This window comes from Rhizobium sp. NLR10b, assembly GCF_019685435.1.
Classification (GTDB): Bacteria; Pseudomonadota; Alphaproteobacteria; order Rhizobiales; family Rhizobiaceae; genus Rhizobium.
Window position 1 is genome coordinate 108580 of record NZ_JABDWV010000004.1, and the last position, 25810, is coordinate 134389.

General features: G+C 63.3%; 30 protein-coding genes. 15 read left to right on the forward strand and 15 right to left on the reverse strand.

Features of this window, described 5'->3' with window-relative positions; genetic code table 11:
• Positions 1-73 precede the first annotated feature (73 nt).
• From HJB91_RS07610 to HJB91_RS07625, 4 genes are all read left to right on the forward strand, one after another.
• A complete protein-coding gene (locus HJB91_RS07610) occupies positions 74-649 on the forward strand; it encodes a hypothetical protein (RefSeq protein ID WP_210628902.1) in 576 nt (191 codons plus the stop codon).
• Between the two features lie 52 nt (positions 650-701).
• Positions 702-1046, forward strand: coding sequence for a hypothetical protein (locus tag HJB91_RS07615; RefSeq protein WP_210628903.1), 345 nt, complete (start codon positions 702-704; stop codon positions 1044-1046).
• Positions 1047-1055: 9 nt separating this feature from the next.
• Positions 1056-1499: a hypothetical protein gene (locus HJB91_RS07620; protein ID WP_221154249.1), complete on the forward strand. Its 444-nt coding sequence runs from the start codon at positions 1056-1058 to the stop codon at positions 1497-1499.
• Between the two features lie 187 nt (positions 1500-1686).
• Positions 1687-2376 (forward strand): HAD family hydrolase, encoded by a 690-nt coding sequence (locus HJB91_RS07625; protein WP_210628905.1) that lies wholly within the window; start codon positions 1687-1689, stop codon positions 2374-2376.
• 624 nt (positions 2377-3000) lie between these two features.
• On the opposite strand, the gene HJB91_RS07630 is transcribed toward HJB91_RS07625, so the two are convergent.
• Complete coding sequence (locus tag HJB91_RS07630; protein ID WP_210631687.1) at positions 3001-3648, reverse strand: hypothetical protein; 648 nt, start codon at positions 3646-3648, stop codon at positions 3001-3003.
• A gap of 263 nt (positions 3649-3911) precedes the next feature.
• Between HJB91_RS07630 and thrC the strand changes: the two genes are divergently transcribed.
• The 6 genes from thrC (at position 3912) to HJB91_RS07660 (ending at position 11106) form a co-directional block, all read left to right on the forward strand.
• A complete protein-coding gene (gene thrC, locus HJB91_RS07635) occupies positions 3912-5336 on the forward strand; it encodes a threonine synthase (protein ID WP_221146656.1) in 1425 nt (474 codons plus the stop codon).
• 3 nt (positions 5337-5339) lie between these two features.
• Positions 5340-6635: a pitrilysin family protein gene (locus HJB91_RS07640; protein ID WP_210628907.1), complete on the forward strand. Its 1296-nt coding sequence runs from the start codon at positions 5340-5342 to the stop codon at positions 6633-6635.
• 28 nt (positions 6636-6663) lie between these two features.
• A complete protein-coding gene (locus HJB91_RS07645; protein WP_210628908.1) occupies positions 6664-7278 on the forward strand; it encodes a GNAT family N-acetyltransferase in 615 nt (204 codons plus the stop codon).
• Positions 7275-10187: a sensor domain-containing phosphodiesterase gene (locus HJB91_RS07650; RefSeq protein WP_221154251.1), complete on the forward strand. Its 2913-nt coding sequence runs from the start codon at positions 7275-7277 to the stop codon at positions 10185-10187. The genes HJB91_RS07645 and HJB91_RS07650 overlap by 4 nt, the downstream gene beginning before the upstream one ends.
• Positions 10188-10271: 84 nt before the next feature.
• Entirely contained in the window at positions 10272-10691 is a 420-nt protein-coding gene (locus tag HJB91_RS07655) for a hypothetical protein (protein ID WP_210628910.1), read from the forward strand.
• Between the two features lie 106 nt (positions 10692-10797).
• On the forward strand, positions 10798-11106 hold the full coding sequence (locus HJB91_RS07660; protein WP_210628911.1) for a Dabb family protein: 309 nt from the start codon (positions 10798-10800) through the stop codon (positions 11104-11106).
• Between the two features lie 61 nt (positions 11107-11167).
• On the opposite strand, the gene HJB91_RS07665 is transcribed toward HJB91_RS07660, so the two are convergent.
• The 5 genes from HJB91_RS07665 to HJB91_RS07685 all read right to left on the reverse strand — a co-directional run bounded on the left by HJB91_RS07665 (position 11168) and on the right by HJB91_RS07685 (position 15663).
• Positions 11168-12070 carry a metal ABC transporter solute-binding protein, Zn/Mn family gene (locus HJB91_RS07665; RefSeq protein WP_210628912.1) on the reverse strand — a complete coding sequence of 301 codons (903 nt, stop codon included), beginning with the start codon at positions 12068-12070 and terminating at the stop codon, positions 11168-11170.
• A 16-nt stretch (positions 12071-12086) separates the two neighbouring features.
• Positions 12087-12959, reverse strand: a complete 873-nt coding sequence (locus HJB91_RS07670; protein ID WP_221154253.1) for a metal ABC transporter permease — start codon at positions 12957-12959, stop codon at positions 12087-12089.
• Complete coding sequence (locus tag HJB91_RS07675; RefSeq protein WP_221154255.1) at positions 12956-13705, reverse strand: metal ABC transporter ATP-binding protein; 750 nt, start codon at positions 13703-13705, stop codon at positions 12956-12958. The genes HJB91_RS07670 and HJB91_RS07675 overlap by 4 nt, the downstream gene beginning before the upstream one ends.
• A 551-nt stretch (positions 13706-14256) precedes the next feature.
• Positions 14257-14742, reverse strand: a complete 486-nt coding sequence (locus HJB91_RS07680) for a peroxiredoxin (protein WP_210628915.1) — start codon at positions 14740-14742, stop codon at positions 14257-14259.
• 81 nt (positions 14743-14823) lie between these two features.
• Positions 14824-15663, reverse strand: a complete 840-nt coding sequence (locus HJB91_RS07685; RefSeq protein WP_221154257.1) for a protein-disulfide reductase DsbD domain-containing protein — start codon at positions 15661-15663, stop codon at positions 14824-14826.
• A 141-nt stretch (positions 15664-15804) separates the two neighbouring features.
• Between HJB91_RS07685 and HJB91_RS07690 the strand changes: the two genes are divergently transcribed.
• From HJB91_RS07690 to HJB91_RS07700, 3 genes are all read left to right on the forward strand, one after another.
• A complete protein-coding gene (locus tag HJB91_RS07690) occupies positions 15805-16410 on the forward strand; it encodes a YqgE/AlgH family protein (protein ID WP_088396070.1) in 606 nt (201 codons plus the stop codon).
• A gap of 101 nt (positions 16411-16511) precedes the next feature.
• On the forward strand, positions 16512-16703 hold the full coding sequence (locus HJB91_RS07695) for a CsbD family protein (protein WP_210628917.1): 192 nt from the start codon (positions 16512-16514) through the stop codon (positions 16701-16703).
• 88 nt (positions 16704-16791) lie between these two features.
• Positions 16792-17868, forward strand: a complete 1077-nt coding sequence (locus HJB91_RS07700) for a putative zinc-binding metallopeptidase (protein WP_221122523.1) — start codon at positions 16792-16794, stop codon at positions 17866-17868.
• Positions 17869-18071: 203 nt separating this feature from the next.
• Here HJB91_RS07700 and rnhA read toward each other — a convergent pair whose 3' ends face one another.
• The 5 genes from rnhA to HJB91_RS07725 all read right to left on the reverse strand — a co-directional run bounded on the left by rnhA (position 18072) and on the right by HJB91_RS07725 (position 21746).
• Positions 18072-18527 (reverse strand): ribonuclease HI, encoded by a 456-nt coding sequence (rnhA, locus tag HJB91_RS07705; protein WP_210628919.1) that lies wholly within the window; start codon positions 18525-18527, stop codon positions 18072-18074.
• A complete protein-coding gene (locus HJB91_RS07710) occupies positions 18524-19489 on the reverse strand; it encodes a homoserine kinase (RefSeq protein WP_221154259.1) in 966 nt (321 codons plus the stop codon). Before HJB91_RS07710 ends, rnhA begins: the two co-directional genes overlap by 4 nt.
• A gap of 52 nt (positions 19490-19541) precedes the next feature.
• Positions 19542-20543 (reverse strand): 4-hydroxy-3-methylbut-2-enyl diphosphate reductase, encoded by a 1002-nt coding sequence (gene ispH, locus HJB91_RS07715; protein ID WP_210628921.1) that lies wholly within the window; start codon positions 20541-20543, stop codon positions 19542-19544.
• A gap of 74 nt (positions 20544-20617) precedes the next feature.
• Complete coding sequence (locus HJB91_RS07720; RefSeq protein ID WP_210628922.1) at positions 20618-21373, reverse strand: SURF1 family protein; 756 nt, start codon at positions 21371-21373, stop codon at positions 20618-20620.
• Entirely contained in the window at positions 21366-21746 is a 381-nt protein-coding gene (locus HJB91_RS07725) for a DUF983 domain-containing protein (RefSeq protein WP_210628923.1), read from the reverse strand. Before HJB91_RS07725 ends, HJB91_RS07720 begins: the two co-directional genes overlap by 8 nt.
• A 141-nt stretch (positions 21747-21887) precedes the next feature.
• On the opposite strand from HJB91_RS07725, the gene HJB91_RS07730 reads away from it, so the two are divergent.
• Both HJB91_RS07730 and HJB91_RS07735 read left to right on the forward strand, forming a co-directional pair.
• On the forward strand, positions 21888-22529 hold the full coding sequence (locus HJB91_RS07730) for a chloramphenicol phosphotransferase CPT family protein (RefSeq protein ID WP_210628924.1): 642 nt from the start codon (positions 21888-21890) through the stop codon (positions 22527-22529).
• Between the two features lie 241 nt (positions 22530-22770).
• Positions 22771-23034, forward strand: a complete 264-nt coding sequence (locus HJB91_RS07735; RefSeq protein ID WP_097597707.1) for a hypothetical protein — start codon at positions 22771-22773, stop codon at positions 23032-23034.
• Positions 23035-23142: 108 nt separating this feature from the next.
• Here the strand turns inward: HJB91_RS07735 and HJB91_RS07740 are convergent, their stop codons facing one another.
• From HJB91_RS07740 to HJB91_RS07755, 4 genes are read right to left on the reverse strand one after another with little or no spacing between them, the layout of a single operon-like run.
• Positions 23143-24021 carry a cytochrome c oxidase subunit 3 gene (locus tag HJB91_RS07740; protein ID WP_064800923.1) on the reverse strand — a complete coding sequence of 293 codons (879 nt, stop codon included), beginning with the start codon at positions 24019-24021 and terminating at the stop codon, positions 23143-23145.
• A 60-nt stretch (positions 24022-24081) separates the two neighbouring features.
• The gene (locus HJB91_RS07745) at positions 24082-24690 is read right to left on the reverse strand and encodes a cytochrome c oxidase assembly protein (RefSeq protein ID WP_221146658.1); all 609 of its coding nucleotides are present in this window, start codon (positions 24688-24690) and stop codon (positions 24082-24084) included.
• Positions 24687-24827 (reverse strand): hypothetical protein, encoded by a 141-nt coding sequence (locus tag HJB91_RS07750; protein WP_004672998.1) that lies wholly within the window; start codon positions 24825-24827, stop codon positions 24687-24689. The genes HJB91_RS07745 and HJB91_RS07750 overlap by 4 nt, the downstream gene beginning before the upstream one ends.
• A complete protein-coding gene (locus HJB91_RS07755; protein WP_210628926.1) occupies positions 24827-25777 on the reverse strand; it encodes a heme o synthase in 951 nt (316 codons plus the stop codon). Before HJB91_RS07755 ends, HJB91_RS07750 begins: the two co-directional genes overlap by 1 nt.
• Between the last annotated feature and the right edge of the window lie 33 nt (positions 25778-25810).

Genomic DNA, 25810 nt, shown 5'->3' on the forward strand with positions numbered 1-25810 from the left:
CCGTCGTTTGTCAAACAGTCGTCCATCCACTCCGGATGCGACGGCAACTGACAAACAATCGGAGGAATATCCTATGATGAAGGTAACACATCTGGCATTGGCAGCGGCCCTTCTGGCCGGCACGGCGGCGTCCGGCTTTGCGCAGTCTTCGAGCACAGTCGGCACCGGCGGTTCGACGGCGGGCGGCGGAACTGCGAGCAGCACCGTCGGTACTGGTGGCAGCTCTGCCGGGGGCACCTGCCCGGCTGGTGCGACCAACTGCAATTCCGGTTCGTCCTCGACGCTCGGCACCGGCGGCTCGTCGGCTGGCGGCGGGACCTCGAGCAGCACGGTCGGTACCGGCGGCTCGGCCGCGGGCTCGGGCTCTGGATCCGGTTCCGCCTCTACGCTTGGCACCGGTGGCTCGTCGGCCGGCGGCGGCACGTCCAGCAGCAGCGTGGGCACCGGCGGTTCCGCCGCAGGTTCGGGCGATGCAAATTCGGCCTCGAGTGTCGGAACCGGCGCTTCGTCGGCGGATGGAGACAAGACCGGCAGCACCGTCGGCACCGGCAGCAGCGCGGCAGGCAGCTCGCACGACAACAAGGGCAAGAAAGGCTGCGCGCCTGGCCAGGTCAAGAAGGGTGCCGCCGGCACCGAGGATTGCAAATGATGATCCCGGCCGGCGCCTTCCGGGCGCCGGCCAAACTCTTGGAGAGAAACCAATGACCCGGTTTTCCACAATCGCACTGGCCGCTTCGCTCATTGTGATCGCCGGCCCGACAATGTCGGAAGAGATCAAGCTCGACGACGGGACGACGTGCACGATCGTCCAATCCCAGGCGGGAGACACGTCAACCACCGTCACGGCCGGCAACGGGCACGTGTCCTCGTCGACCACGACGGGCAGCGGTTCGACCGGCTCCACTTCGTCATCCGCCTCGGCGGGCTCCTCGGCGGGATCGGGAAGCGTCGACAGCTTTTCGACGGCAAGCGTGACCCGGCCGGACGGCACCGTCATCACGAAACGGTCCGATGGAACCTGCTCCATCACCAAGCCGAACAAATAGGAGATGGCAATGAAACCCATCAACTTTATCGCCGCCGCCTCGATCTCGCTCCTCGCATCGAGCCCGGCCGCCCTTGCGGAGGACTGTAATGCGGCCGGAACCGTCGGCACGGCGGGAAGCGCTTCGGCCGGAGGCACATCCGCCAGCTCGGTCGGAACGGCGGGCGCCTGCCAGACCGATGGCGGCACGACATCGTCGATCGGATCTGGCGGAAGTGCGGCCACGGTCGACGGAAAGGCGCAAAGCAAGACTCATGTCAACGATAATGGCGACAAGCTGAAGGCGCAGACCAAGGCCCAGGCCGTCGACAAGGGCACGTTCAGCAAGTCCCGCACCAAGACCAGCACGGACGGCAGCTCGCTCGACAGCACGACTCGTACGATGTCGCATGTTCCGGGCGAAAAGCCGGTGAAAAGCACCACCACTCAGAAGATCATTCTGCCGGAACAATAATTGCCCGGGGCTCGCCGCTTGAACTTCGACGAGCCCTGCCCCTCCAGTATCACCATTGAGCAGCGACCACGGAGCCGGTCGCTTGCCGCATCGCAGCCATGCTTGAGATCAGGTTGAGCTTTGCCCGGTGATCGTGTAAAGCCGCAGCATCCCCGCACAAGACCAGATTTCCAGCAAGGCGTGAACAATGGACGGCTTCGATCTCATCATCTTCGACTGCGACGGTGTCCTCGTCGATTCCGAAATCATCGCGGCCGAAGTCGAATCCGCACTGCTGACGGAGGCCGGATATCCGATCGGCGTCGAGGAAATGGGCGAGCGTTTCGCCGGCATGACCTGGCACAACATCCTGCTGCAGGTCGAGCGCGAGGCCAGCATCCCGCTTTCGGCCTCGCTGCTGGATAAATCCGAGCAGCTGCTCGACCTCAGGCTGGCGAATGACGTCAAGGCGATCCCGGGCGTCGAATTCGCCGTCTCCAGGCTACCGATGAAGCGCTGCATCTGCTCGAATTCGAGCACGAAGCGGCTCGACATGATGCTCGGCAAGGTCGGCCTGAAGCCGCTGTTTGCGCCCAACGTCTTCTCCGCCAAGGATCTCGGCGCCGACCGCGTCAAGCCGAAGCCGGATATCTTCCTGCACGGAGCAAGCCGCATGGGCGTCTCTCCCGACCAGACGGTCGTGGTCGAGGATTCCGTCCACGGCGTGCACGCCGCCCGCGCCGCCGGCATGCGCGTCATCGGCTTCACCGGCGCCTCGCACAGCTACCCCGCCCATGCCGACAAACTCACCGATGCCGGCGCCGAGACGGTGATCTCACGCATGAACGACCTGCCGGGCGTGGTTGCCGCGCTGGCGGCGTGGGAAGGCGTGCTCTAGGCCTGGACCATTTCGCTCGGCTGCTGCCGATGCGGTCGCGGCACTACCTCTCCTCCGCGCCGGCGGGGCTTATGCATCCCGGCACCGCCTCTCCTCCGTCATCCCAGGGCTTGACCCTGGGATCTTTACTGTGGGCAATTAATTGAAGCCGAGTGCCTGGCTGTGGATCCCAGGGTCAAGCCCTGGGATGACGGAGTGTGGGGTTGGCGTTCTCGCCAAACGCGCCGGCGGCGCAGCTTGTGAAGTGCCGCTGTTGCCGAAGCTCGTGCGGCGCCGCATCTGGTGTCGCTTCATGTGGCTGCTGAGGCGATGTACCCAGACACCACCTCTCTTGCACGCCGACGGGGCCTATGCACCCCGGCACTGCCTCTCTCCCGCGCAGATGGGATTATGGGTCACGGCACCACCTCTCCTCCGTCATCCCAGGGCTTGACCTGGGATCCATGCGGCTGGCACTGCGTGAGGAGCGGCGACATTTCCCCGTGGGCAAGCAATTGAGGCCGAGTGCCGGTCGTGGATCCCAGAGTCAAGCCCTGAAATGACGGTGTGGGCGTGGCAATGGCTGAGATTGCGGCTATGTCCTCTCGGCATCCAACGGATATCCCGAGCATGACAAAGGCAGGCCTAGCTGCTCTTCTTCGTCTTCGCCGGCTGGGTGTCGAAGCCGACGTTGACGCGCACCAGGGCGCCGGCGCCGACCGGCATCTTGATGCCTTCCTTGCGGAAGATGACCTGCGTGCCCGGCGAGCCCGCCGGGATTTCGGTCGGGAACTTGGTGACTTCGGAGTAGAGCACGTTCTCGCCGTCGAGGACGCTGACGCGGATCGGCAGCGTCACCGGGCCGGGAGCGCCCGCCGGGCCCGTGATGAGGCGCAGTTGGGCGACGACGGTCATCGTCAGGTTGGTATCGTTCAGCATGCACTGGCGGGTGTAATCGCCGAAGGAGGCCTGGACGGCGATCTGCTGCGGATCGTCCTTCTTGCCCTTGGCGTAAGTGCGGAAGATCGCATCCTGATCGCGCATGAAGATCTGCGGGCAGGCGCCCTGGACGACCGGGGCGACGGTGCCCTGCGCAGTCGTGGCCGTGCCGATCGACGGATTGTTGGACGACGGATTGGCGGGCGCCAGCGGCATGATCTGGGCATTGCCGTTCGGCTGGGCGGGCGCTGCCTCCGGTTTGCTGTCGCCGCCTATGCCGAGCGAATTGCAGCCGGCGAGCAGGGCGACAAGAGAAGCGGAGACGATGAGACGCGAGACCTTGCCGAGCACGATATTCCACCCCTTGCACAAGCGTTTCTTGGAGGCCCCATGTCTTTTGCGTGAGGCCTTTCACGACGGTTGGCGATGGTCTATATCAGCGGCTCAAACAAAAATCGATTGGGTACGCGCCGTTTTGATGCACTTTTCGCCGCCGGATGCGGGCAACTTCAACAAGATAACGGCGATCATATGTCGGCAGGGCCGCACCTTCTCGGTTTCCGGCGAAGCAGGCCACGGCCGCGCCCGGCCGGATTTTCTCCAGCGATAGATCAAGGATGACGAACGTGGACTATATCTCGACCCGCGGCGAGGCCCCTTCCCTCGGCTTTTGCGACGCCCTCTTGACGGGGCTGGCGCGCGACGGCGGGCTCTATATTCCCAGTGAATGGCCGCACTTCTCCAAGAAGGAGATCCGGGCGCTCCGGGGCAAGAGCTATCAGGAGATCGCCTTCACCATTCTCTCGCCCTTCACCAATGGCGAGATCCCCGAGGCGACCTTCCGGGCAATGATCGACGAGGCCTACGGCACCTTCCGCCATCCGGCGATCGCGCCGCTCGTCCAGACCGGGCCGAACAGCTTCGTCATGGAGCTGTTCCACGGCACGACGCTTGCCTTCAAGGACGTGGCGATGCAGCTGCTCGCCCGGCTGATGGATTATGCGCTGGAAAAGCGCGGCGAGCGGGCGACGATCGTCGGCGCCACCTCCGGCGATACCGGCGGCGCGGCGATCGACGCCTTTGCCGGCCGCGAGCGCACCGACATCTTCATCCTCTTCCCGCACGGCAAGGTCTCGCCGGTGCAGCAGCGGCAGATGACCACTTCGACGTCTTCGAATGTGCATGCGCTCGCCGTCGAAGGCAATTTCGACGACTGCCAGAACCTGGTGAAGGCGATGTTCAACGACGCGGCCTTCCGCGACAGGGTCCGTCTCTCCGGCGTCAACTCGATCAACTGGGCCCGCATCATGGCCCAGATCGTCTATTATTTCACGACGGCGGTGGCGCTCGGCGGGCCGGACCGGAAGGTCTCGTTCACGGTGCCCACGGGCAATTTCGGCGACATCTTCGCCGGCTACTGCGCCAAGCGCATGGGCCTGCCGATCGACCGGCTCGTCATCGCCACCAACGAGAACGACATTCTCACCCGCACGCTGAAGACCGGCCGCTACGACATGAAGGCAGTCAAGGCGACGAGTTCGCCGTCGATGGATATCCAGATCTCGTCGAACTTCGAGCGGCTGCTGTTCGAAGCCTATGGGCGCGATGCCTCGAAGGTGCGCGCCGCGATGGAAAGCCTCAAGCAATCCAACGGCTTCGAGATCGGCGCGCAAGCGCTGAAGGCGATCCGCCGCGATTTCCGCGCCGGCCGCGCCAGTGAGCGGCAGGTGGCCGAGACGATCCGCAAGACCCATGCCGAGACCGGTTATCTGCTCGATCCGCATTCGGCGATCGGCGTCTTTGTGGCGAAGAAGAAGGAAAAGGCGAATACGCCGATGGTGACGCTTGCGACCGCGCATCCGGCGAAATTCCCCGTCGCCGTAAAATCGGCCAGCGGTATTGACCCGGCGCTTCCGACGTGGCTTGCTGGTCTGATGCAAAGGGAGGAGCGCTTCCAGATCATCAAACCGGAGCTGAAAGCCGTTGAAACCTTTATCGGCCAGCACGCCCGCAGCGAGACGACAGCAGGCGCAGAAAGATAGCCAATGACAGTTGAGTGCACCCGGCTCAAATCCGGGCTGACAGTAGTCACAGAAACCATGCCGCACCTGGAAAGCGTTGCGCTCGGAGTCTGGATCAAATCGGGATCGCGCAACGAGACGGAAGACGAGCACGGCATCGCCCACCTGCTCGAACACATGGCCTTCAAGGGCACGGCGCGCCGCACGGCCCGCCAGATCGCCGAAGAGATCGAGGATGTCGGCGGCGAGGTCAACGCCGCCACCTCGACCGAGACGACCTCCTATTATGCCCGGGTGCTGAAGGACCACGTGCCGCTCGCCGTCGACATCCTCGCCGACATCCTGACGGAATCGGCCTTCGAGGAGGAGGAGCTGGAGCGTGAGAAGCAGGTGATCCTGCAGGAGATCAACGCCGCCAACGATACCCCCGACGACGTCGTGTTCGACCGTTTCTCCGAGGCCGCCTATCGTGACCAGACGCTCGGACGCGCCATTCTCGGCACGCCGGAGACCGTCGTCTCCTTCACGCCGCAGCAGATCCGCACCTATCTCGGCCGCAACTACACGACCGATCGGATGTTCGTGGTCGCCACCGGCGCCGTCGACCACCAGGAATTCCTGCGCATGGTCGAGCAGCGTTTCGCCAGCCTGCCGACGCAGCCTTCGGCGCCGCCGGTGATGGAAGCGGCGCGTTATATCGGCGGCAGCGTGCGCGAGCCGCGCGACCTGATGGACGCGCAGATCCTGCTTGGTTTCGAGGGCAAGCCCTACCACGCCCGCGACTTCTACTGCTCGCAGATCCTCGCCAATATCCTCGGCGGCGGCATGTCCTCCAGGCTGTTCCAGGAAGTGCGCGAGTTCCGCGGCCTCTGTTATTCCGTCTACGCCTTCCACTGGGGCTTTTCCGATACCGGCATCTTCGGCATTCATGCCGCTACCGGCGGCGAAAACCTGCCGGAGCTGGTGCCTGTGATCATCGACGAGCTGCACAAGTCGGCCAGCGAGATCCACCAGAAGGAGATCGAACGCGCCCGCGCCCAGATCCGCGCCCAGCTGCTGATGGGCCAGGAGAGCCCGGCCGCCCGCGCCGGCCAGATCGCACGGCAGATGATGCTCTACGGCCGGCCGATCTCCAATCCGGAGATGATGGAACGGCTGGAGGGCATCACCATCGAGCGGCTGACCGACCTCGCCGGCCGGCTGTTCTACGATACGGTGCCGACGCTTTCGGCAATCGGGCCGCTGGAACAGCTCGCGCCGATGGAAGACATCATCGCCTCGCTTTCGGTCCCGGCGCCGAAGACGATGCAGGCCAGCTGAGCCGACGTCCGTCTGCCGGGAGTGATCGATGCCAAAATCGGTGTTTCGGTTCCTGTCGCGGCAGCCGGATGCGGTGGAGCTGGAGAATGAGAAATACCTCTTGCGCCTGCCGCGCTACCAGGATTTCACCCAGTGGCACCGGCTGCGCGCCGAAAGCCGCAAATTCCTCGAACCCTGGGAGCCGACCTGGCGGCGCGACGAGCTGACGGAGGGCGCCTACCGCGCGCGCGTCATCCGCGGCAAGCAGGAATATGCCTCGGGACAGTCGATCCCGCTGTTCATCTTCCTCAAGGAAAACCGCACGCTCGTCGGCGGCATCACCATCGGCTATATCAGGCGCGGTGCGGCACAAAGCTGCATGATCGGCTACTGGATGGGCGAACGCCATGCCGGCCAGGGGCATATGTATGCGGCCCTTCAGTTGGTTATTCCTTACATCTTCTCCGGGCTTGAGTTGCACCGTATTGAAGCAGCCTGTATTCCAGATAACGCGCGCAGCATGCGTCTGCTTGAAAAGGCCGGGTTTCAGCGGGAAGGTTATCTGCGCGGATATTTGAAGATCAACGGTCAGTGGCACGACCACGTGATGTTCTCACGGCTCGCCACCGATACGGATAAAGGCAGGAAAACCGACAGCCGATGACCAGAAACAGCATGCTGCCCAAGTCACCGTCCGGACGAGTGATCGCGGTGATCGCAGCCCTTTTCCTGGCGGTCTTCGCCCTTTCGGCGGGCGTTGCCCAGGCGGCCGAACCGGTGAAGATTTCCCGTGACGATACCGCGCTCGATCTCACCGCGACGACCGAGATCTATGCCAACCAGGGCGAGGCCTTCCAGGTGTCGACGGCCGCCGGCGCCGACGGCATCCGCCGGCGCATCGAGGTCCGGGCGAGCTCGGAAAACCATCAGGGCGACTGGGCGGTGTTTGCGCTCGCCAACGTCTCGGAGGAACAGCTGGAGCGCGTCATCGTCGCCCCGCATTTCCGTCTGGTCAATTCCAAGCTGTTCTGGCCGGATCTCGGCTCGCAGCGCATCAGCGCCATCACGCCGAGCGAAGGTTTTGCGCTCGACCGGCAGCCGAGCGACGAGGCCGACGTCTTCCGCATCACGCTGAACCCCGGCGCCGTCATCACCTTCGTCGCTGAGCTGTCGACGCCGGAACTGCCGCAGATCTATCTCTGGGAACCGAACGCCTACAAGGATACGATCAACGCTTTCACGCTCTATCGCGGCATCGTGCTCGGCATTGCTGGCCTGCTCGCCGTGTTCCTGACCATCCTCTTCGTCGTCAAGGGCACGTCGATGCTGCCGGCAACCGCCGCCCTTGCCTGGGCGGTGCTCGGCTATATCTGCGTCGACTTCGGTTTTCTCGGCAAGCTGATCAGCGTCGCCTCGGCCGACCAGCGAATATGGCGGGCCTGCGCGGAGGTGGCGCTGGCCTCGAGTTTCGTCATCTTCCTCTTCACCTATCTGAACCTCAACCGCTGGCACGCGCATCTCGGCTACGCCACGCTCGCCTGGGTGCTCGGCCTGGCCCTGCTCTTCGGCGTGGCGATCTACGATCCGTCGATCGCCGCCGGCATTGCCCGGCTTTCCTTTGCGCTGACGGCGGCGACCGGCCTGCTGCTCATCATCTATCTCGGCTTCAACCGCTACGACCGCGCCATTCTGCTGGTGCCGGCCTGGGCGCTGACGCTTGTCTGGCTGTTCGGCGCATGGCTGACGGTCACCGGCCGGCTCGACAACGACATCATCCAGCCGGCACTCGGCGGCGGCCTGGTGCTGATCGTGCTGCTGATCGGCTTTACCGTCATGCAGCACGCCTTTGCCGGTGGTGCCTTCCAGCAGGGGCTGTTTTCCGACCTCGAGCGGCAGTCTCTGGCCTTGACCGGCTCCGGCGACATAGTGTGGGACTGGGATGTGGCGCGCGACCGCGTCGTCACCATCCCCGACGTCTCAGTCAAGCTCGGCCTCTCCCCCGGCACCATGCATGGGGCAGCGCGCAACTGGCTGCCGCGGCTGCACCCCGACGACCGCGACCGCTTCCGCGCCACGCTCGACGTGCTGCTCGAACACCGGCGCGGCCGGCTCAATCACGAGTTCCGCATTCGCGCCGAGGACGGGCATTTCCACTGGCTGCTGATCCGCGCCCGGCCGGTGCTCGGCTCCAACGGCGAAATCATCCGCTGCGTCGGCACGATTGTCGACGTGACCGAGCCGAAGAACTCCGTCGAGCGGCTGCTGCACGATGCGCTGCACGACAATCTGACCGGCCTGCCGAACCGGCAGGTCTTCCTCGACCGGCTGCAGTCTGTGCTGGCGTTGGCGCCGGCCGGCGAGACGCTGCGTCCGACTGTCATGGTGATCGATATCGACCGCTACAAGCTGGTCAATGATTCGCTTGGAGTGGCCGCCGGCGACAATATCCTGATTGCCCTGACGCGGCGCCTGCGGCGTCTGATGAAGCCACAGGACACGCTGGCGCGGCTTGCCGGCGACCAGTTCGGCCTCATCCTGGTCTCCGAGCACAATCCGGCCAAGGTCGCCGATTTTGCCGATGCAGTCAGCAAGGCGATCATGGTGCCAATCAACTTCGCCAGTCGTGAGATCATCCTGACGGCCTCGATCGGGCTCGCTTCCTGGGTCGACCGGCAGGAGAGCGCCAGCGGGCTGCTGAGCGACGCCGAGCTTGCGATGTATCGGGCAAAACGGGCCGGCGGCAACCGCGTCGAACCGTTCCAGCCGGCCTTCCGCGATTTCGGCACCGACCGGCTGCAGCTCGAAACCGATCTGCGCCGGGCCATCGAGCGCAAGGAATTGTCGATGGTCTACCAGCCGATCGCCCGGCTCGAGGACGTCGAGGTCGCCGGCTTCGAGGCGCTGATGCGCTGGGAACATCCGAAGCGCGGCAATATCCCGCCGTCGGAATTCATCCCGCTTGCCGAGTCCTCCGACATCATCGGGGCGCTCGGCATGTTCGCGCTCGAACAGGCGACCAACGACCTGATGAGCTGGCAGAGCCAGACCGGCGAATTGCCGATCTTCGTGTCGATCAACCTGTCGAGCGTGCAGCTGCTCAACAACGAGCTCTATGACGACGTGCGTTCGGTTCTCGCCAAGACGCATTGCCCGCCTTCGCGGCTGAAACTGGAACTGACGGAATCCATGGTGATGGAGAATCCGGAACAGGCCCGCCTCGTGCTGCAGAAGCTGAAGGAAGCCGGCATCGGCCTGGCGCTCGACGATTTCGGCACCGGCTATTCCTCGCTTGCCTATCTCACCCGCTTCCCCTTCGATACGATCAAGCTCGACAAGGCGCTGGTGCGCGACAGCAGCGACAAGAAGGCGACCGTGCTCCGATCGGTGATATCAATGGCGCGCGAGCTGGAGATGAAGGTGGTGGCCGAGGGAATCGAATCCAACGAGGACGCGATCGAGCTTGCCAAGATGGGCTGCAGCTACGGGCAGAGCTATCTGTTCGGCCCGCCGATGCCCTCGGACTCGGTGCTGCGGCTGCTTCGTGACCGGTTTCCGCTGACGAAACGGGCGTGATCACCGGCGACGACCTCCCTAGAAATGGCGATTGACCGGCGGCCGGCAATATGCGCCACTCCCTTATCACATAAGGAATTTGCGATGCTCAAACTTCTGCTCGCCCTGTCGATCGGCGTCTTTTTCGTTTCGCCGCTTCAGGCCGGTGACGTCCCTCCCGTCATGAAGGCCTGCGTGCCTGGGGTGAAGCATTGTGAACGATGGACTCAGGAATTCCAGACGGCGCTGGCGCTGGCACAGAAGGGCGATCATGCCGCACAGCAGACCGTGGCTTTCTGCTTGTCTTCCGGATGCCATGGCGCGGTGAACGTCGACAAGGTTGCCTCCTGCAGCTGGCACCTCGTCATCACCAATTCGGCTGCGGCCACCGTGCTCGACCGGTCCAACCTCAGGAACACCTGCCGGCCGATGACGCCGGCTCAGAAGGACGAAGCCCGTGCTCACGCCGGCGAGCTCGTCCGCAAGATCTACAATCGTGACATGGCGGCGACCGACCAGATGTAGCCTGGCCTCCTCCGGTTCTCGGCAACGGCTGGCGCGAAAAATAAATCCCGTTGCCGTCCCGGCTTTCGCAGCTATGCTGCCGACACAGAAAATCGGGAGGACCATAATGATCCTGCACTGCGTGTTCCTGCGGCTGAAGACGGCGCTGACGATGGACGACAAGCAATCGCTGTTCGAGGCGATCGTCGCGCTGAAACAGGTCATCCCCGGCATTTTGGATATCAAGTACGGGCCGAATGTTTCGCCCGAGGGCCTGCATGCCGGCTTCGTCGATGGCTTTGCCGTGACCTTCGAAAGCGCTGAAGCGCGGGATGCCTATCTCGTCCATCCCGCCCATGTTGCCGTCGGCGAACGTATCGTCGCCTCGACGGACGGCGGCCTTGCCGGCATCCTGGTCTTCGACCTCAATCTTTAGCGTCTAAAGCGCGCCGCTTGAATCAAAGCCTCATGCGACGCGCTTTCAGAGCGGCCAGCCTTTAGCTCGATTTCGCCATGGCGGCGGCGAGCTGGTCGACATTGTAGCGGAACATCTTCTCATAGGTCGGCGCCGGGCCCTCGGCGTCGGAGAGCGATTCGACAAAGAGCTCGCCGCCGGGCTCGGCGCCGGTTGCCTTGGCGACCTGCTTGACGAGGCGCGGATCGTTGGAATTCTCGAAGAAATAGGCCTTCACATGCTCACTCTTGATCTGCCTGATCAGCTTGGCGACATCGGCGGCGGACGCCTCGCTCTCGGTGGAAAGGCCGAGCGGCGCGAGGAAGCTGACATTATATTCGCGGCCGAAATAGCCGAAGGCGTCATGGCTGGTCAGCACCTTGCGGCGGTCGTCGGCGATCTTGTCGAATTTCGAATGGGCGTATGTGTTGAGCTCGTCGAGCGTCTTTGAATATTTCTCGGCATTGGCCTTGAAGGCAGCGGCATCGGCCGGATCGGCCGCCGACAGCGCCTTTTCGATATTGGCAACCCAGACCTTGACGTTGACGGGACTGTTCCAGACATGCGGGTCGGTGATCTCAGAACCATCCTCTTCCATCGTGCGGGTGGCGATGCCTTCGGAGACCGTCACCGGCTTGCCCTTGTAGCCGGAGGCGGTGATCAGCCGGTCCATCCAGCCTTCCAGCCCTTCGCCGCTGACGAAGGTGACCTGCGCCGCCTTCAAATTCTTAGCATCGGCGGGTGACGGTTCGAATTCGTGCGGATCGCCGTTCGGGCCGACGAGGCTCGTCACCTTCACATGATCGCCGCCGACCTCTTTGACGACATCGGCAAGCACGGTGAAGGAGGCAACGATTTTCAGCGTTTCGGCCGAGGCGGGTGCGGCCGAGAGCGCCATCAGGGCGGGCAGTGCGGCGGCGGCAAGAACCAGTCTGGGCGATATCATCGAAGTCTCCTTGAGGTCAGCCCTTCAGATGCGGGCGGGGGAAGAGGCGCCGGGCGATGCCGGAGGGCGCGAACAGGATTGAGAAGGCGTAGATCAGGGCTGCCGTCATGATGATCGTCGGGCCGGAGGCGAGTTCGAGATGGTAGGAGGCGATCAGGCCAAGATAGCCGGAGGCGGCGGCGCTGGCGGTGGCAATCAGCATCATGGCGGGCAGGCTGCGCGACCAGAGCTGGGCGACGGCGGCCGGCAGCATCATCAGGCCGACCGCCATCAGCGTGCCGAGCGCCTGGAAGCTGGCGACGAGGTTCAGCACCACCAGCAGCAGGAAGAGGACATGATAGGCCGGGCCGCGGCCGCCGACGGCGCGCAGGAAACCCGGATCGAAGCATTCGGCCACCAGCGGCCGGTAGATGGCGGCGAGGACGACGAGCGTCAGCGAAGTGATCGCGCCGATCTGATAGAGAGCGGGCGCATCGATCGCCAGGATGGTGCCGAACAGCACATGCAGCAGATCGATGTTCGAGCCGCGCAGCGAGACGATCAGCACGCCGAGCGCCAGCGATGCGAGATAGAAGCTGGCGAAGCTCGCATCCTCCCGCAGCACGGTCATGCGGCTGACGGCACCCGAAAGCAGCGCCACCGAAAGGCCGGCGACAAGGCCGCCCAGGCCCATGGCCGTCAGCGACAACGAGCCAGCGAGGAGATAGCCGATCGCCGCCCCCGGCAGCACCGCATGGCTCATGGCGTCGCCCATCAGGCTCATGCGCCTCAGCATCAGAAAGACGCCGATCGGCCCCGAGCCGAGCCCGAGGCAGAGGCAGGCGACGAGGGCACGCCGCATGAAACCGAAATCGGCAAAGGGCGCCAGGAAGAGATCGTAGACCGTCATGCCGCCGGCGCCTCTTGCGGTGAGCAGGCCGCGGCGTTCTCATCCCAGCGCTCGGACATGGCGCGGGCCTTCATCAGATTAGCGGAGGACATGACCTCGGCGGTCGAGCCCCATCCGACAAGCTCGCGGGCAAGCAGCAAGGTTTGTGGGAAATGCGCCCGGACGAGCTCGAAATCGTGCAGCACGGCGATGACAGTGCGGCCCTCGCCGTGCCAGCGGATGACGAGTTCGACGAGATCCCGGGTCGTGCGGGCATCGATTGCGGTAAAAGGCTCGTCGAGCAGAATGACGCCGGCATCCTGCAGCAGCAGACGGGCAAAAAGCACACGCTGGAACTGGCCGGCCGAGAGCGACCCGACATGGCGACTGGCAAAGCCGTCGAGGCCGACGGCGGCAAGCGCCTCGCCTGCTCTCTTCAGGTCGAGGGGGCCGACACGGCTGAAGGCTCCCCTCGCCTTCCAGACGCCGAGCATGACGGTGTCGATGACCGAGATCGGAAAGCGGCGATCGATCTCGGCCGCCTGCGGGAGATAGCCGAATTCCGCCCGGCCGAGCCGGTGCTCGACCCGGCCCTCGGCCGGACGAAGCTCACCCATGATCGCCTTCAGCAGCGTCGACTTGCCCGCCCCGTTCGGCCCGGCAATCGCCGTCAGGCTGCCCGGCGCAAAGACGCCGGAGACATGATGGACGGCTGGATGCCTGTTATAGGCGATGGTCAGATTGTCGAGACGGATCAGCGGCGTCATGGCAGCAGAACCGCCCAGCGGGTGGCGAGCCAGAGGACGGCAATGACCAGTGTGATGCCGACTGCCCTCGATAAGGCCGATTGTCCCATGAGGCTGATGGGAAGGCGATCGGGGTTTCGCGGCATGGCTGATCCTAAAATGTAATAACATTACTGCTGTAATGTTATAACGATTGCGGCAAGATTGAGGCTTGGACTATCGTGGAATTGAAAAGGGCGCGAACGCCATGCCCTTTCTTGGCGTCGGCCCCTTCATCTCGGCCCAGGAGATGGCGGCTGCCCCTCATCCGCCTACCCGCACCTTCTGCCCGCTTGCGGGGCGAAGGGACACGCCGCGACCTCTCCGTTCCCCGGTAGACTCTCGCGTGGCAGGTCCGCTCTCCCCGTTTACCGGGACAGGGTTAGGGTGAGGGGCAGCTACTCCGCATGACAGAGCAGCCGTGGCCTGGGAAGAAGGAGGGCGTCTCCGCCAATTCGCCAGCACACGAGCGGCGCGGCAACAATTGAAAAGGGCGACCGAATGGCCGCCCCTTTATCTCTCCGAATGAAAACTCAAAGCAGTTCCAGCATCGCCGCTGCACCGGAAACCGTCGCCTGGCCGGGGCTTTCCTCGACGTTGAGGGCTTTGACGACGCCGTCTTCGACCAGCATCGAATAGCGCTTGGAGCGCAGGCCGAGGCCGCCGGCGGAGAGGTCGGCTTCGAGGCCGACGGCCTTGGTGAAGGCGGCGTCCCAATCGGCGAGGAAGTGGATCTTGCCGAGCCCGCCCGAGGATTGCGCCCAGGCGCCCATCACATGCCAGTCGTTGACGGCGAGAACGGCGATGTCGTCGACGCCCTTGCCAAGAATGGTATCGCGGTTTTCGAGATAGCCCGGCAGGTGGTTCAGCGAGCAGGTGGGCGTGAAGGCGCCCGGCACGGCAAAGAGCACGACGCGCTTGCCGGCAAAGAGCTGCTCGGTGGTGATTTCGACCGGGCCGTCGGTGGTCTTTTCCTTGAAGGTGGCGGCCGGAAGCTTGTCGCCGATCGCGATGGTCATGGTTTTCTCCTCGGGTTTGGCTTGTTGGGTTCGTGCTCTGCGGCGGGCGCCGCCTGGGAATAGGGCGACTATAAGTGCCGGTCACTCAAAGGCAAGCGTGGTCTCCATCGCCCTGTCGCCATCGATGACAAGCACGCCCCAGCGCTTGCCTGACATGTCGTAATCCCTGGGCAGCCTGCCGATCATCATATCGGTCTTGAAGGTGGCGCCATCGCGTTTGCCGCCGCTCTGCTTGGTGAAGGCATAACCGCTCGGGCCGGTGACGATGATATCGGGGGTCCCCTTGCCGTCACCCGGCAGAGCGAGCGTCAGCGACAGCGTCTTCCGATCAGCTGAGATCGCATGCGCCGTCACCTTGAAATCATCCGACGGCGGCTTCGGCAGCGTCGCGTCAGCGGCCGCCAGGATCGCCTCTTCCTCCGGGTGCGACTGCATGGCGCGGCCGAGCTTCAGGCTCAAATTCGCCTGGAAGGGAACGCAGATATCCCTGCAGATGCCGATAAAAGCCGAGGCGTCAATCTCGACTCCGCCTTTGCCAGCCGCCATCAAGGATAGCGGCAGCGTCACCGGCGCGTCATAGGCGATATCCTCGATCCCGCCTTTGAAAAAATGCTTCGGGACGGGATAGGCAATGGCATCGAGGGTCACACCGCTGGCCGGCGCGATGGTGACCTGAGGCGGAATGCCGCTGTTGCCGGGCTCGCGCCAATAGGTGATCCAGCCGGGTTTCGGTTCGATCTGCAGGCCGGCGCGGATTTTGCCGCCGGCATCGGGCGCCAGCGCCACCAGGCGCATGCGGCCGCCCTCGGCCTCGGCCCAGGCGCTCATCTCCGCTTTTGCGGAACAAAAGGGGACGAGGGCCGCGGCCACGGAAATGACCGCCATCAAAAGCCGTCGCGGGGCCATGAAAATAATCATCATGGAACAACGGTTTACCGAAAGTGCTCTCTTGCCGCCAGAAGCCGCGGCCATTTAAATCTTCATTTTCGGTTGATTGATTTGTGACATTGGCCCATCTTTCTCTTGTCGGGGCCTTGGTGCGGTCTGGCAGCAGGAGGAACGATGTCCTTATCGACGCTGAAGAACAGACGGGAACGTGGCTTCTTCGATGGCCAGTTCCTCATCGCCATGCCCGGCATGGAAGACCGCAATTTTGCGCGCACGGTGATTTACATCTGCGCGCATTCGGATGCCGGCGCCATGGGCTTCGTCATCAACCGGCCGCAGAGCCTCACCTTCACCGACGTGCTCCAGCATCTCGACATGATCAAGCAGGAAGAACCGATCGTGCTGCCGCAGCGGGCGCGCGATTTCCCGATCCAGACGGGCGGCCCGGTGGAGAGCGGCCGCGGCTTCGTGCTGCATTCGGACGATTATGCCAGCGACTCCTCGATCCCGGTCAGCGACGACATCTGCCTGACGGCAACGCTCGACATCGTGCGCGCCATCTCCAAGGGCGCGGGGCCGAAGCGCGCGACGATGCTGCTCGGCTATTCCTCCTGGGCGGCCGGCCAGCTGGAAAACGAGGTCGCCAACAATGGCTGGCTCACCTGCCCTGCCAATGAGGAACTGATCTTCGACCGCAATCTCGACGACAAATACGAGCGGGCGCTCGCCGGCATGGGCATCAACGCCGCCATGCTTTCGGCTGAAGCCGGCCACGCCTGACGGTCGCGGCTCACCTGACGGTCGCGGGAACGAATAGGCGCGAGTGACGTTCCCTTCCCGCGCGGACGAGAGGTCCGTCGCCGAGAATGGAGACATCACAGATGGGTAGCACCAGCGACAAGATTTCAGGCAAGGCAAACGAAATTGCCGGCAAGACCAAGCAGGCCGCCGGCAAGGCCATGGGCGATCGCGACATGCAGGCCAAGGGCGACGTCCAGGAAGCCAAGGGCAAGGGGCAGGTCGCAGCCGGCAAGGTCAAGGACAAGCTCAAGGGCGCCGTCGACCGGCTCTGAACCACAGCAGCCCGGATAAACCATGCCTGCTGCGCACGCGCGCAGCGGGCATTTTTAATCCGCCCCCCGCCTTGCAGAGATCAGTACGATGAAACTCTTTGCCTGCGACAATTGCGACCAGGTCGTCCACTTCGACAATCGTCACTGCGTGCGCTGCAACCATCGCCTCGGCTTCCTGCCCGGCGACCTCGCGATGCATGCGCTGGAGCCGCGCGATGAGACGGCCTGGCAGCTCGTTTCCGATCCCGACCGGCACGTGGGCTTCTGCGCCAATGCCGGCCTCGACATCTGCAACTGGCTGGTGGAGGACGAGAGCGACAGTGAATTCTGCGCCGCCTGCCGCCACAACCGGCTGGTTCCGAACACCGATACCCAGAACGGCATAGACCGCTGGCGGCGCATCGGTCAGGCGCAGCGTCATCTCTTCTATTCGCTGCTGCGCTGGAGGCTGCCGCATCCCGATCGCGGCGAAGATCCGCATGGCGGCCTGGTCTTCGATTTCCTCGAGGATTCCCTGCAGGGCAACGGCAATGTCGTGCCGGCCATGACCGGCCATGAGGAAGGCCTGATCACCATCCGCGCCGCCGAAGCCGACGACGCCACCCGCGAACAAGCGCGCAGCTCGATGAACGAACCTTACCGCACGCTGCTCGGCCATTTCCGCCACGAGACCGGCCATTTCATCTGGAACAAGCTGGTCCGCGATCAGAACGGCCTCGATGATTTCCGCGCCGTCTTCGGCGACGAGCGGCAGGATTATGCGGCGGCCCTCCAGAAACACTATGCCGCCGGCCCGCCCTTGGGATGGCAGGATAATTTCATCAGCGCCTATGCTTCGTCACATCCTTGGGAGGATTTCGCCGAATGCTTCGCGCATTACCTCCATATCGTCGATACGCTGGAGACGGCCCGCGCCTTCGGCATCGCCATCGATCCGCGCGGCCACGAGGAAATCGCAGGCGAGGTCGATTTTCTTCCCTATCGGGCACAGAGCGCCGAGCAGCTCGTCAGCGCCTGGGTGCCGCTCAGCCTCGCAATCAACGCCATCCAGCGCAGCATGGGCCAGCCCGACTCCTACCCCTTCGTGCTCTCCTCGCCTGTTGTGGCCAAGCTCGAATATCTGCATCGGCTGATCCAGGGGGCGGCGACGGCGTCGCAGCATTGAGATGAAAAGTGCTCGTCATCGGATGAGTCCGCCCATTGTCGGCTTTCGGGGACGAATTGGCTGGGACGACACCAGATATTCCGTCATCCTCGGCCTCGAGCAGGTCAAGTCCGAGCATGACGGAGATTGGGTTGAACCGACGGGCACATTCACGCCGCCAGTGCTTTATTGAGAGAGGTGCGTAACGGCAAAACCTCCCACACTTAAAACGAAATCGCCTTGCCCTTCTTGAACGGCTCCATGCCCCGGCGCGCAAGTTCATCCGCGCGTTCGTTTTCCGGGTGGCCGGCGTGGCCCTTGACCCAGTGCAGCGTCACCTTGTGGCGGTTACGGGCTTCCTCAAGCGCCTGCCAGAGTTCGGCATTCTTCACCGGCTTCTTGTCCGATGTCTTCCAGCCGTTTTTCTTCCAGCCGAAGATCCACTTGGAGATGCCGTCCTTGACGTAGGCGCTGTCGGTATAGAGGTCGACTTCGCAAGGGCTCTTCAGCGCCTGCAACGCCGAGATCGCCGCCATCAGCTCCATGCGATTGTTGGTCGTCTCCGCCTCGCCGCCGCAAAGCTCCTTTTCGACCTCGCCATAACGCAATACTGCGCCCCAGCCGCCGGGACCGGGATTGCCGGAACATGCGCCGTCGGTGAAGATATCGACGTGTTTCATAGGCTCAATCCGTATTCGGCGGCCGAGCCGATCTGGCGGTGGAAGCGCAGCTTGCGCAGATATTCGAGCGGGTCCTTCTTGGTGACCATGGCGCCCTCCGGCGTCATCAGCCAGTCATAGAGCCGGGTCAGGAAGAAGCGCAGCGCCGAGCCGCGCGCGAGCACCGGCAGGGCGGCGATTTCTTCACCGCTCAACGGCCTGACGCTCTGATAACCCTCGAGCATCGCCATGCCCTTGGTGATGTTGTAGGCGCCGTCCTTCTCGAAGCACCAGGCGTTCAGGCAGATCGAGACGTCATAGGCGAGCAGGTCGTTGCAGGCGAAATAGAAATCGATCAGGCCGGAGAGCTCGTCGCCGAGGAAGAAGACGTTGTCGGGGAAGAGGTCGGCATGGATGACGCCGGACGGCAGGCACTTCGGCCAGGCGGCGGCGAGAAAATCAAGCTCCTTGCGGATCTCGCCCTGCAGGCCGGGTTCGACCTCGTCGGCACGCGCCTCGGACTTCTCCCAGAGCCCCCGCCAGCCATCGAGCGACAGGGCGTTCGGCCGTTTCAACTCGAAGCCCTCGCCGGCCACGTGCATTTCGGCCAGCGCCCGGCCGACCTCGCGGCAATGCTTTGCCTCCGGCTTTCTCAGCCACATGCCTTCGAGGAAGGAAATCAGCGCGGCCGGGCGGCCGGAGAGCGAGCCGAGCAGCCCGCCGTCGCGGCGCGGCAATGGCAATGGACAGGACAGGCCGCGGGCCGAGAGATGCTGCATCAAGCCGAGGAAGAAAGGCAGGTCACTCTTTTCCACGCGCTTCTCATAAAGCGTCAGAATCAGCGGCGCCTTGGAGGTATGCAGCAGGAAATTGGAGTTTTCGACGCCTTCGGCGATGCCCTTGTAGGAGAGCAGCGTGCCTGCATCATATTCCGTCAGGAACCATTTCAGATCGTCTTCGGCGATATCGGTGTAGACTGCCAAGTGAAGTCTCGTCTCTGTATGATGGATGGATGACCTGGGACGCGATCGCGGCCTAGCCGTTGACGAACGCCATGTCGGCCGCGGTCAGCTCGATGCTGCGCAATTCGCGGTTGACCAGGAAGTTTTCGGTTTCCTGCACCGTCTCGGCCAGTTCGACGCGGGCATCGAAGCGGGCGCGGAAGGCTTCGATGATTTCGTTGACGATCACCTCCGGCGCCGAGGCGCCGGCGGAAAGGCCAAGCGTCGAAATCGCGCCGATCTCCTCCCAGTCGAGCTCTGCGGCGCGCTGGACGAGGATCGATTTCTTCGCCCCTGCCCTCAGCGCCACTTCCACGAGGCGCTTGGAATTGGAGGAATTCGGTGCGCCGACAATGATGAAAAGATCGCAGCCGGGGGCCGCCTGCTTCACCACTTCCTGGCGGTTGGTCGTCGCATAACAGATCGAATCCGCCGCCGGCGCAGTCAGGTTGGGAAATCGCTCCTGGAGGCGGGCGATGACGCCGGCGGTATCGTCGACCGACAGCGTCGTCTGGGTGACATAACCGAGATTGTCGGGGTCGGCCGGGGCGTAGGCGTCGGCATCCTCGATCGTCTCGATCAGCGAAACCGCGCCTTCCGGCAACTGCCCCATCGTGCCGATCACTTCCGGGTGGCCGGCGTGGCCGATGAGGACGACGTGGCGGCCAAGTCGATTGTGGCGCATTGCCTGCTTGTGGACCTTGGAGACCAGCGGACAGGTGGCGTCGAGATAGAAAAGGTTGCGGCTCGCGGCATCCTCAGGCACCGATTTCGGCACGCCATGGGCCGAGAAGACCACCGGCTGGGCCCGATGCTCGGGCGGGATCTCGTCCAGTTCCTCGACGAAGACGGCGCCCTTGGCCTCCAGCCCCTCGACGACATAACGATTGTGGACGATCTCGTGGCGCACATAGACCGGCGCGCCATAGGATTTCAGCGCCAGCACGACGATCTGGATGGCGCGGTCGACGCCGGCGCAGAAGCCGCGCGGCCCGCAGAGCCTGATCGTCAAGGGAGGTTTCGCCGCAATATTCATGTCCGTTCCGTCAAAATTCCGTCCGATAGGAGTAAGGGACCTCTAGCCCAATATGGCCGGGAATTGAAGCGATACTATTGCCGAGGTGCCCTGCCGGGTTTTCGGAACCAGGAGATCGCCACCACGGTGACGAGCACGGCGGCAAGCCCGTACCAGGTCAGGGCATACTGCAGATGATCGTTCGGCAGATCGACCTGGGTGACGCCGCCGATCGGCAGGCCGGCCGGGTTGGGCGTGGAATCGGCGTCGACGAAGAACGGGATGACGCGCGCCTTCTCCAGGCCGACGCTGTCAGCCATGACGTCGAGGTCCTTCCAGTAGAAGATGTTCTTGGCGACGTCGTTATCGGGCACCAGCCAGGAGGGCTTGCCGGCAAGTTTGGCGCGCGCGAGGCCCGTGACCGTCTGCTGATCAGTCAGCTGGCCCTGCATGCGCATTTCCGGCTCCTTGTTCTCATAGGGAACGAAGCCGCGGTTGACGAAGAGGATGCGCCCGTCGGCAAGCTCGAGCGGGGTATAGACGTAAAAGCCGGTCTGGCCGCGCCAAGTGGCGAAGAAGTGCCGCTCCTTGTTGTTGATGTAGCGGCCGGTGGCGGTAACCTTGCGGTATTCGATGTCGCCGCCGGAAGCCGCCATCGCCTCGATGCCGGCGAGCGGCACCGGCGCGGCAGCCTGGCGCGCGGCGATGTCGGCGAGCAGGCCTTGCTTCCAGGTGAGGCGCTGCAGCTGCCAGGTGCCGAGCGAAACCAGAATGGCAAGGGCAACCAGCACCAGAAAGCCGGATATGACAGGCAGCCGGCGGCGCGGCCCGGCGTGATCGACATCAGTCACTCAGACGTCCTTCGCGGGCATTATGACGGTACTGCATGGCAATCAGGATGCCCTTGAACCAGCGCAGCGTCAGGAGCGACAGGATGATCGTCAGCGGCGCGAAAATAAGGATATGCACCCAGATCGGCGGCCCATAATTGACCTGCAGCCACAGCACCATGCCAATGATAATGAAGCCGACGATGAGGATGACGAAGACGGCCGGGCCATCACCGGAATCGGCGAAGGAATAATCGAGGCCGCAGGAGGCGCAACGCGGCTTCAGGCCGAGCAGGCCATCGAACAGCTTGCCATGACCGCAGCGCGGGCAGCAGCCCTTGATACCGGTTTTCACCGGATCGAGAGGGGGAAATTGCGCGCTGTCCTCGCTCATGCTGTTCCTTTGCGCGGCCACTTGCGACCGCGGCTTTTCGATGCTGCCTTAACTCTCCCATAAAGTATTCGCATCCCGAATGGAAATGCCTGCGCGATTTCGCCTCACCGATTCGCGCCAAACAGAAGAAGAAGAAGACTGATGACCAATGACAGCCATGCCGGACAGATCATTATCCTGAACGGCGCGCCGCGCAGCGGCAAATCCAGCATTGCCCGGGCGATCCAGGACGAATTCGAGGGACCGTGGATCAACCTCGGCGTCGACAGCTACAATGCGATGACGCCGCAGCGCTATTTGCCCGGCATCGGGCTCAGGCCCGGCGGCGAGCGGCCGGAGCTCGAAGAGCTGATACCTTTCCTCTATGCCGCCCTTTACGAGTCGATCGCCATCCATGCCGGATTGGGCCTCAACGTCGTCGCCGATCTCGGCCATCACGACAGCTATTCGCACCCACTCGGCATACTTCCCGACTGCGCCCGGCGTCTCGATGGATTTTCCGTGCTGTTCGTCGGCGTGCGCTGTCCGCTCGAGACGATCATGCAGCGGCGAGACATTGAACAAGACGGCCGCGAGACGCTGTATCTCCGCGCCACTGCGGACATGCCGGTTCCCGAACCGGTGCAGCGCTGGCAGGACGAGGTGCACCGGCCAGGCATCTACGACATGGAGGTCGATACCTCGGTGCTGACCGCCGACGAATGCGCCGAGGCAATCCGCCAACGCCTCGATCTCGGCATCCCCGGACCTTCGGCCTTCGAAAGGATCGCTGGCGGACGTTGATGCCAATCGTACGTCCCACTCTCCATTAGGCTCAGGCTTGACCGACTTGACGCGAGCATCGACGCCGAGTTCGGCGGCAAATGCCACCATGATCGCTTCCAGGTGCGAAGCTGGGGCAGGAATCGACGAGAACATCGACATCTTTGCCATTTGCCGACGACGATGCGCCCCGCCCATCCGGGTAATATCAATGTGATCGATCGCGGCGTAGTGTTCCACTTGGCTTTGAGAGGAGGATGCTATGCCTACCATATTGGCCTACCACGACGTCAAGGACGTCAAACATTGGCTCACTTCACCGCGCCGCAAAGAGGTCTTCGAGCCCCTCGGCTGCACAAACATTCGTACGTTTGTCGATCCACAGGCGTCCAATCGCGTTGGCCTCGTCATGGACGTTCCCGACATGGGCCGCCTGGAGGAATTTATGAAGTCCAAGCAAGCTGCGGATGCGATGGAGTATGACGGAGTATTGCCGGAGACCTTGGTGATTCTCACTCAATCGTAGCGGGACGTCACGGGCCGCGCCGTGGATTAAGCCCTGCGATCACGGTGCGTGGAGCCAAAACAGAAAAGGCGGACCGAGGCCCGCCTTTCGCTTGAACATCGCTTCCGATCAGCCGGCTGCGACGGGTGCGCCCCAGCCGCCCCAGACATAGATGCAGAAGAACAGGAACAGCCAGACGACGTCGACGAAGTGCCAGTACCAGGCGGCTGCCTCGAAGCCGAAATGCTGCTTCGGTGTGAAATCGCCGCGCAGCGCGCGCAGCAGGCAGACCAGCAGGAAGATCGTGCCGACGAGGACGTGGAAACCGTGGAAGCCGGTCGCCATGAAGAAGGTCGCGCCGTAGATCGAATTCTTGAAGTCGAACGGGGCGTGGGCATATTCGTAGGCCTGCACGCTGGAGAACAGGATGCCGAGCAGCACGGTCAGCGTCAGGCCCTGAACGAGGCCCTTGCGGTCATTGTGCAGCAGCGCATGGTGCGCCCAGGTGACCGTCGTGCCGGAGAGCAGCAGGATGACGGTGTTGTAGATCGGCAGGTGCCAGGGATCGAGGACTTCGATGCCCTTCGGCGGCCAGACGCCGCCGGTATAGGCCATGCGCGAGGCCTGGATCGCCTCGTTCGGAAACAGGCTGGCGTCGAAATAAGCCCAGAACCAGGCGACGAAGAACATCACTTCCGAAGCGATGAACATGATCATGCCGTAACGCAGGTGCAGCGAGACGACGCGGGTGTGAGAGCCCTCATGGGCTTCCTTCACCGTATCGGCCCACCAGCCGTACATGACGTAAAGAACCAGCACGAGGCCGATAAAGAAGAGCCAGGGATTGGCGAGTTCAGCGCCAGCGAGCTTGAAGGAGCCGCCGTTCAGGTAACGCATATAGCAGACGCCGCCGATCGCCATGATGAAGGCGCCGAGCGAGGCGAGAATCGGCCACGGGCTCGGATCGATGATGTGGTAGTCGTGGTTCTTCTGATGCGCATCGGCCATGTGGCTATCCCCGGATGTCTTCCTCACTTCGCTCCCGGCATAGCCGGAAACGAGCCTTGATCAAAGTTTCTTTTCAATCTTTACCGTTCCACCCTCATTCGAAGCGACAGGCTTCGGACCCTCTTTCGGGTAGAACGTATATGACAGCGTCACCGTGTGGATATCTTTCGATTCCACCGCCTTGACGATTTCAGGGTCGATATAGAACACGACCGGCATTTCCAGCTTCTCGCCCGGCTTCAGGTCCGTTTCGGTAAAGCAGAAACATTGCACCTTGTTGAAATAGGCGCCCGCTTCGCCCGGCGTGACGTTGAACACCGCCTGGCCGCGCTGGGTCTCGTTCGAGCGGTTCTCGGCGACGAAATTGACCTGGATGGTTTCGCCGATCTTCGGACTGACCTCGCGCTCGACCGGCTTGAAATTCCATTGCAGGCCGGGGGCGACATTGGCGTCGAAGGTGACGCGCATCTTGCGGTCCAGCACGATGCTCGACATCTGCTCGACGCGCTGGGTCGTGCCGTTATAGCCGGTCACCTGGCAGAAGATGCGGTAGAGCGGCACGGCGGCATAGCTCATCGCACCCATGCCGAAGACGAAACTCAGGCACATCAGCACGACGGCGCCGTTGTTGCGGCCTTGCTTCCTCGGTGCGGCGGCTTTTTCGCTCATCCGGCCATCCCCCCGCCGATCTTGACGATCGTGATCGCATAGAAGAGGACGACGAGACCGGCCAGCACCAGCCCAAGGGCGATGTTGCGGTTGCGGCGCGACTTCATCTGCTTTTCGGTGAGCTTGACGAGATCCATCAGAGCGAGCCTCCCACTTGCGAAACCAGCATAGCGGCCAGCCGGTCGATCATCAAAGCGGAGAATACAGCGAAGAGATAGAAGATCGAGAAGGCGAAGAGCTTCTTTGCCGGCACCATCTTCAGATCGCCGTCGGGCATGCGCCAGACGGCGATGGAACAGGTGATGAAGATCGTACCGAGCACGGCGGCGACGAGGCCGTAGCCGAAGCTCGCGAAGCCGAGGACGGACGGCAGCACCGCGCAGATGGCGGTCAGCACCGCATAGGCGACGATCTGATGCTTGGTCACCCGCTCGCCGGCGACGTTCGGCAGCATCGGCACGCCGACGGCCTCGTAATCGCGCATCTTGAAGAGGGCAAGCGCCCAGAAATGCGCCGGCGTCCAGAGGAAGATGATCAGGAAGAGAACGGTGCTCTCGATCGTCACCGTATTCGTCACGCAGGCCCAGCCGATCATCGGCGGGAAGGCGCCGGCGGCACCGCCGATGACGATATTCTGCGGCGTCGAACGCTTCAGCCACATGGTGTAGATGACGGCGTAGAAGAAGATGGTGAAGGCAAGGATGCCGGCCGACAGCCAATTGACGGCAAGGCCGAGAATGACGACGGAAAAGCCCGACAGCACCAGACCGAAGGCGAGCGCCTCCGACGGCGCGACGCGGCCGGCCGGGATCGGGCGCTTGGCCGTGCGGCTCATGACGGCGTCGATATCGGCGTCGTACCACATGTTCAGCGCGCCCGAGGCGCCGGCGCCGACGGCGATGCAGAGGATGGCGATCAGGCCGAGGACGGGGTTGATGTGGCCCGGGGCCAGCACCAGGCCGGCAAAGGCGGTGAAGACCACGAGCGACATCACCCGCGGCTTCAAGAGCTCGAAATAATCGCGCGCGCTCGCTTCCGACATTTCGCCGTCCTCTGCAAGCGCCTCGTGATTGTCGATAACCGTCATCATTCCGTCCTGAATTTACTATGCCGGACGCCG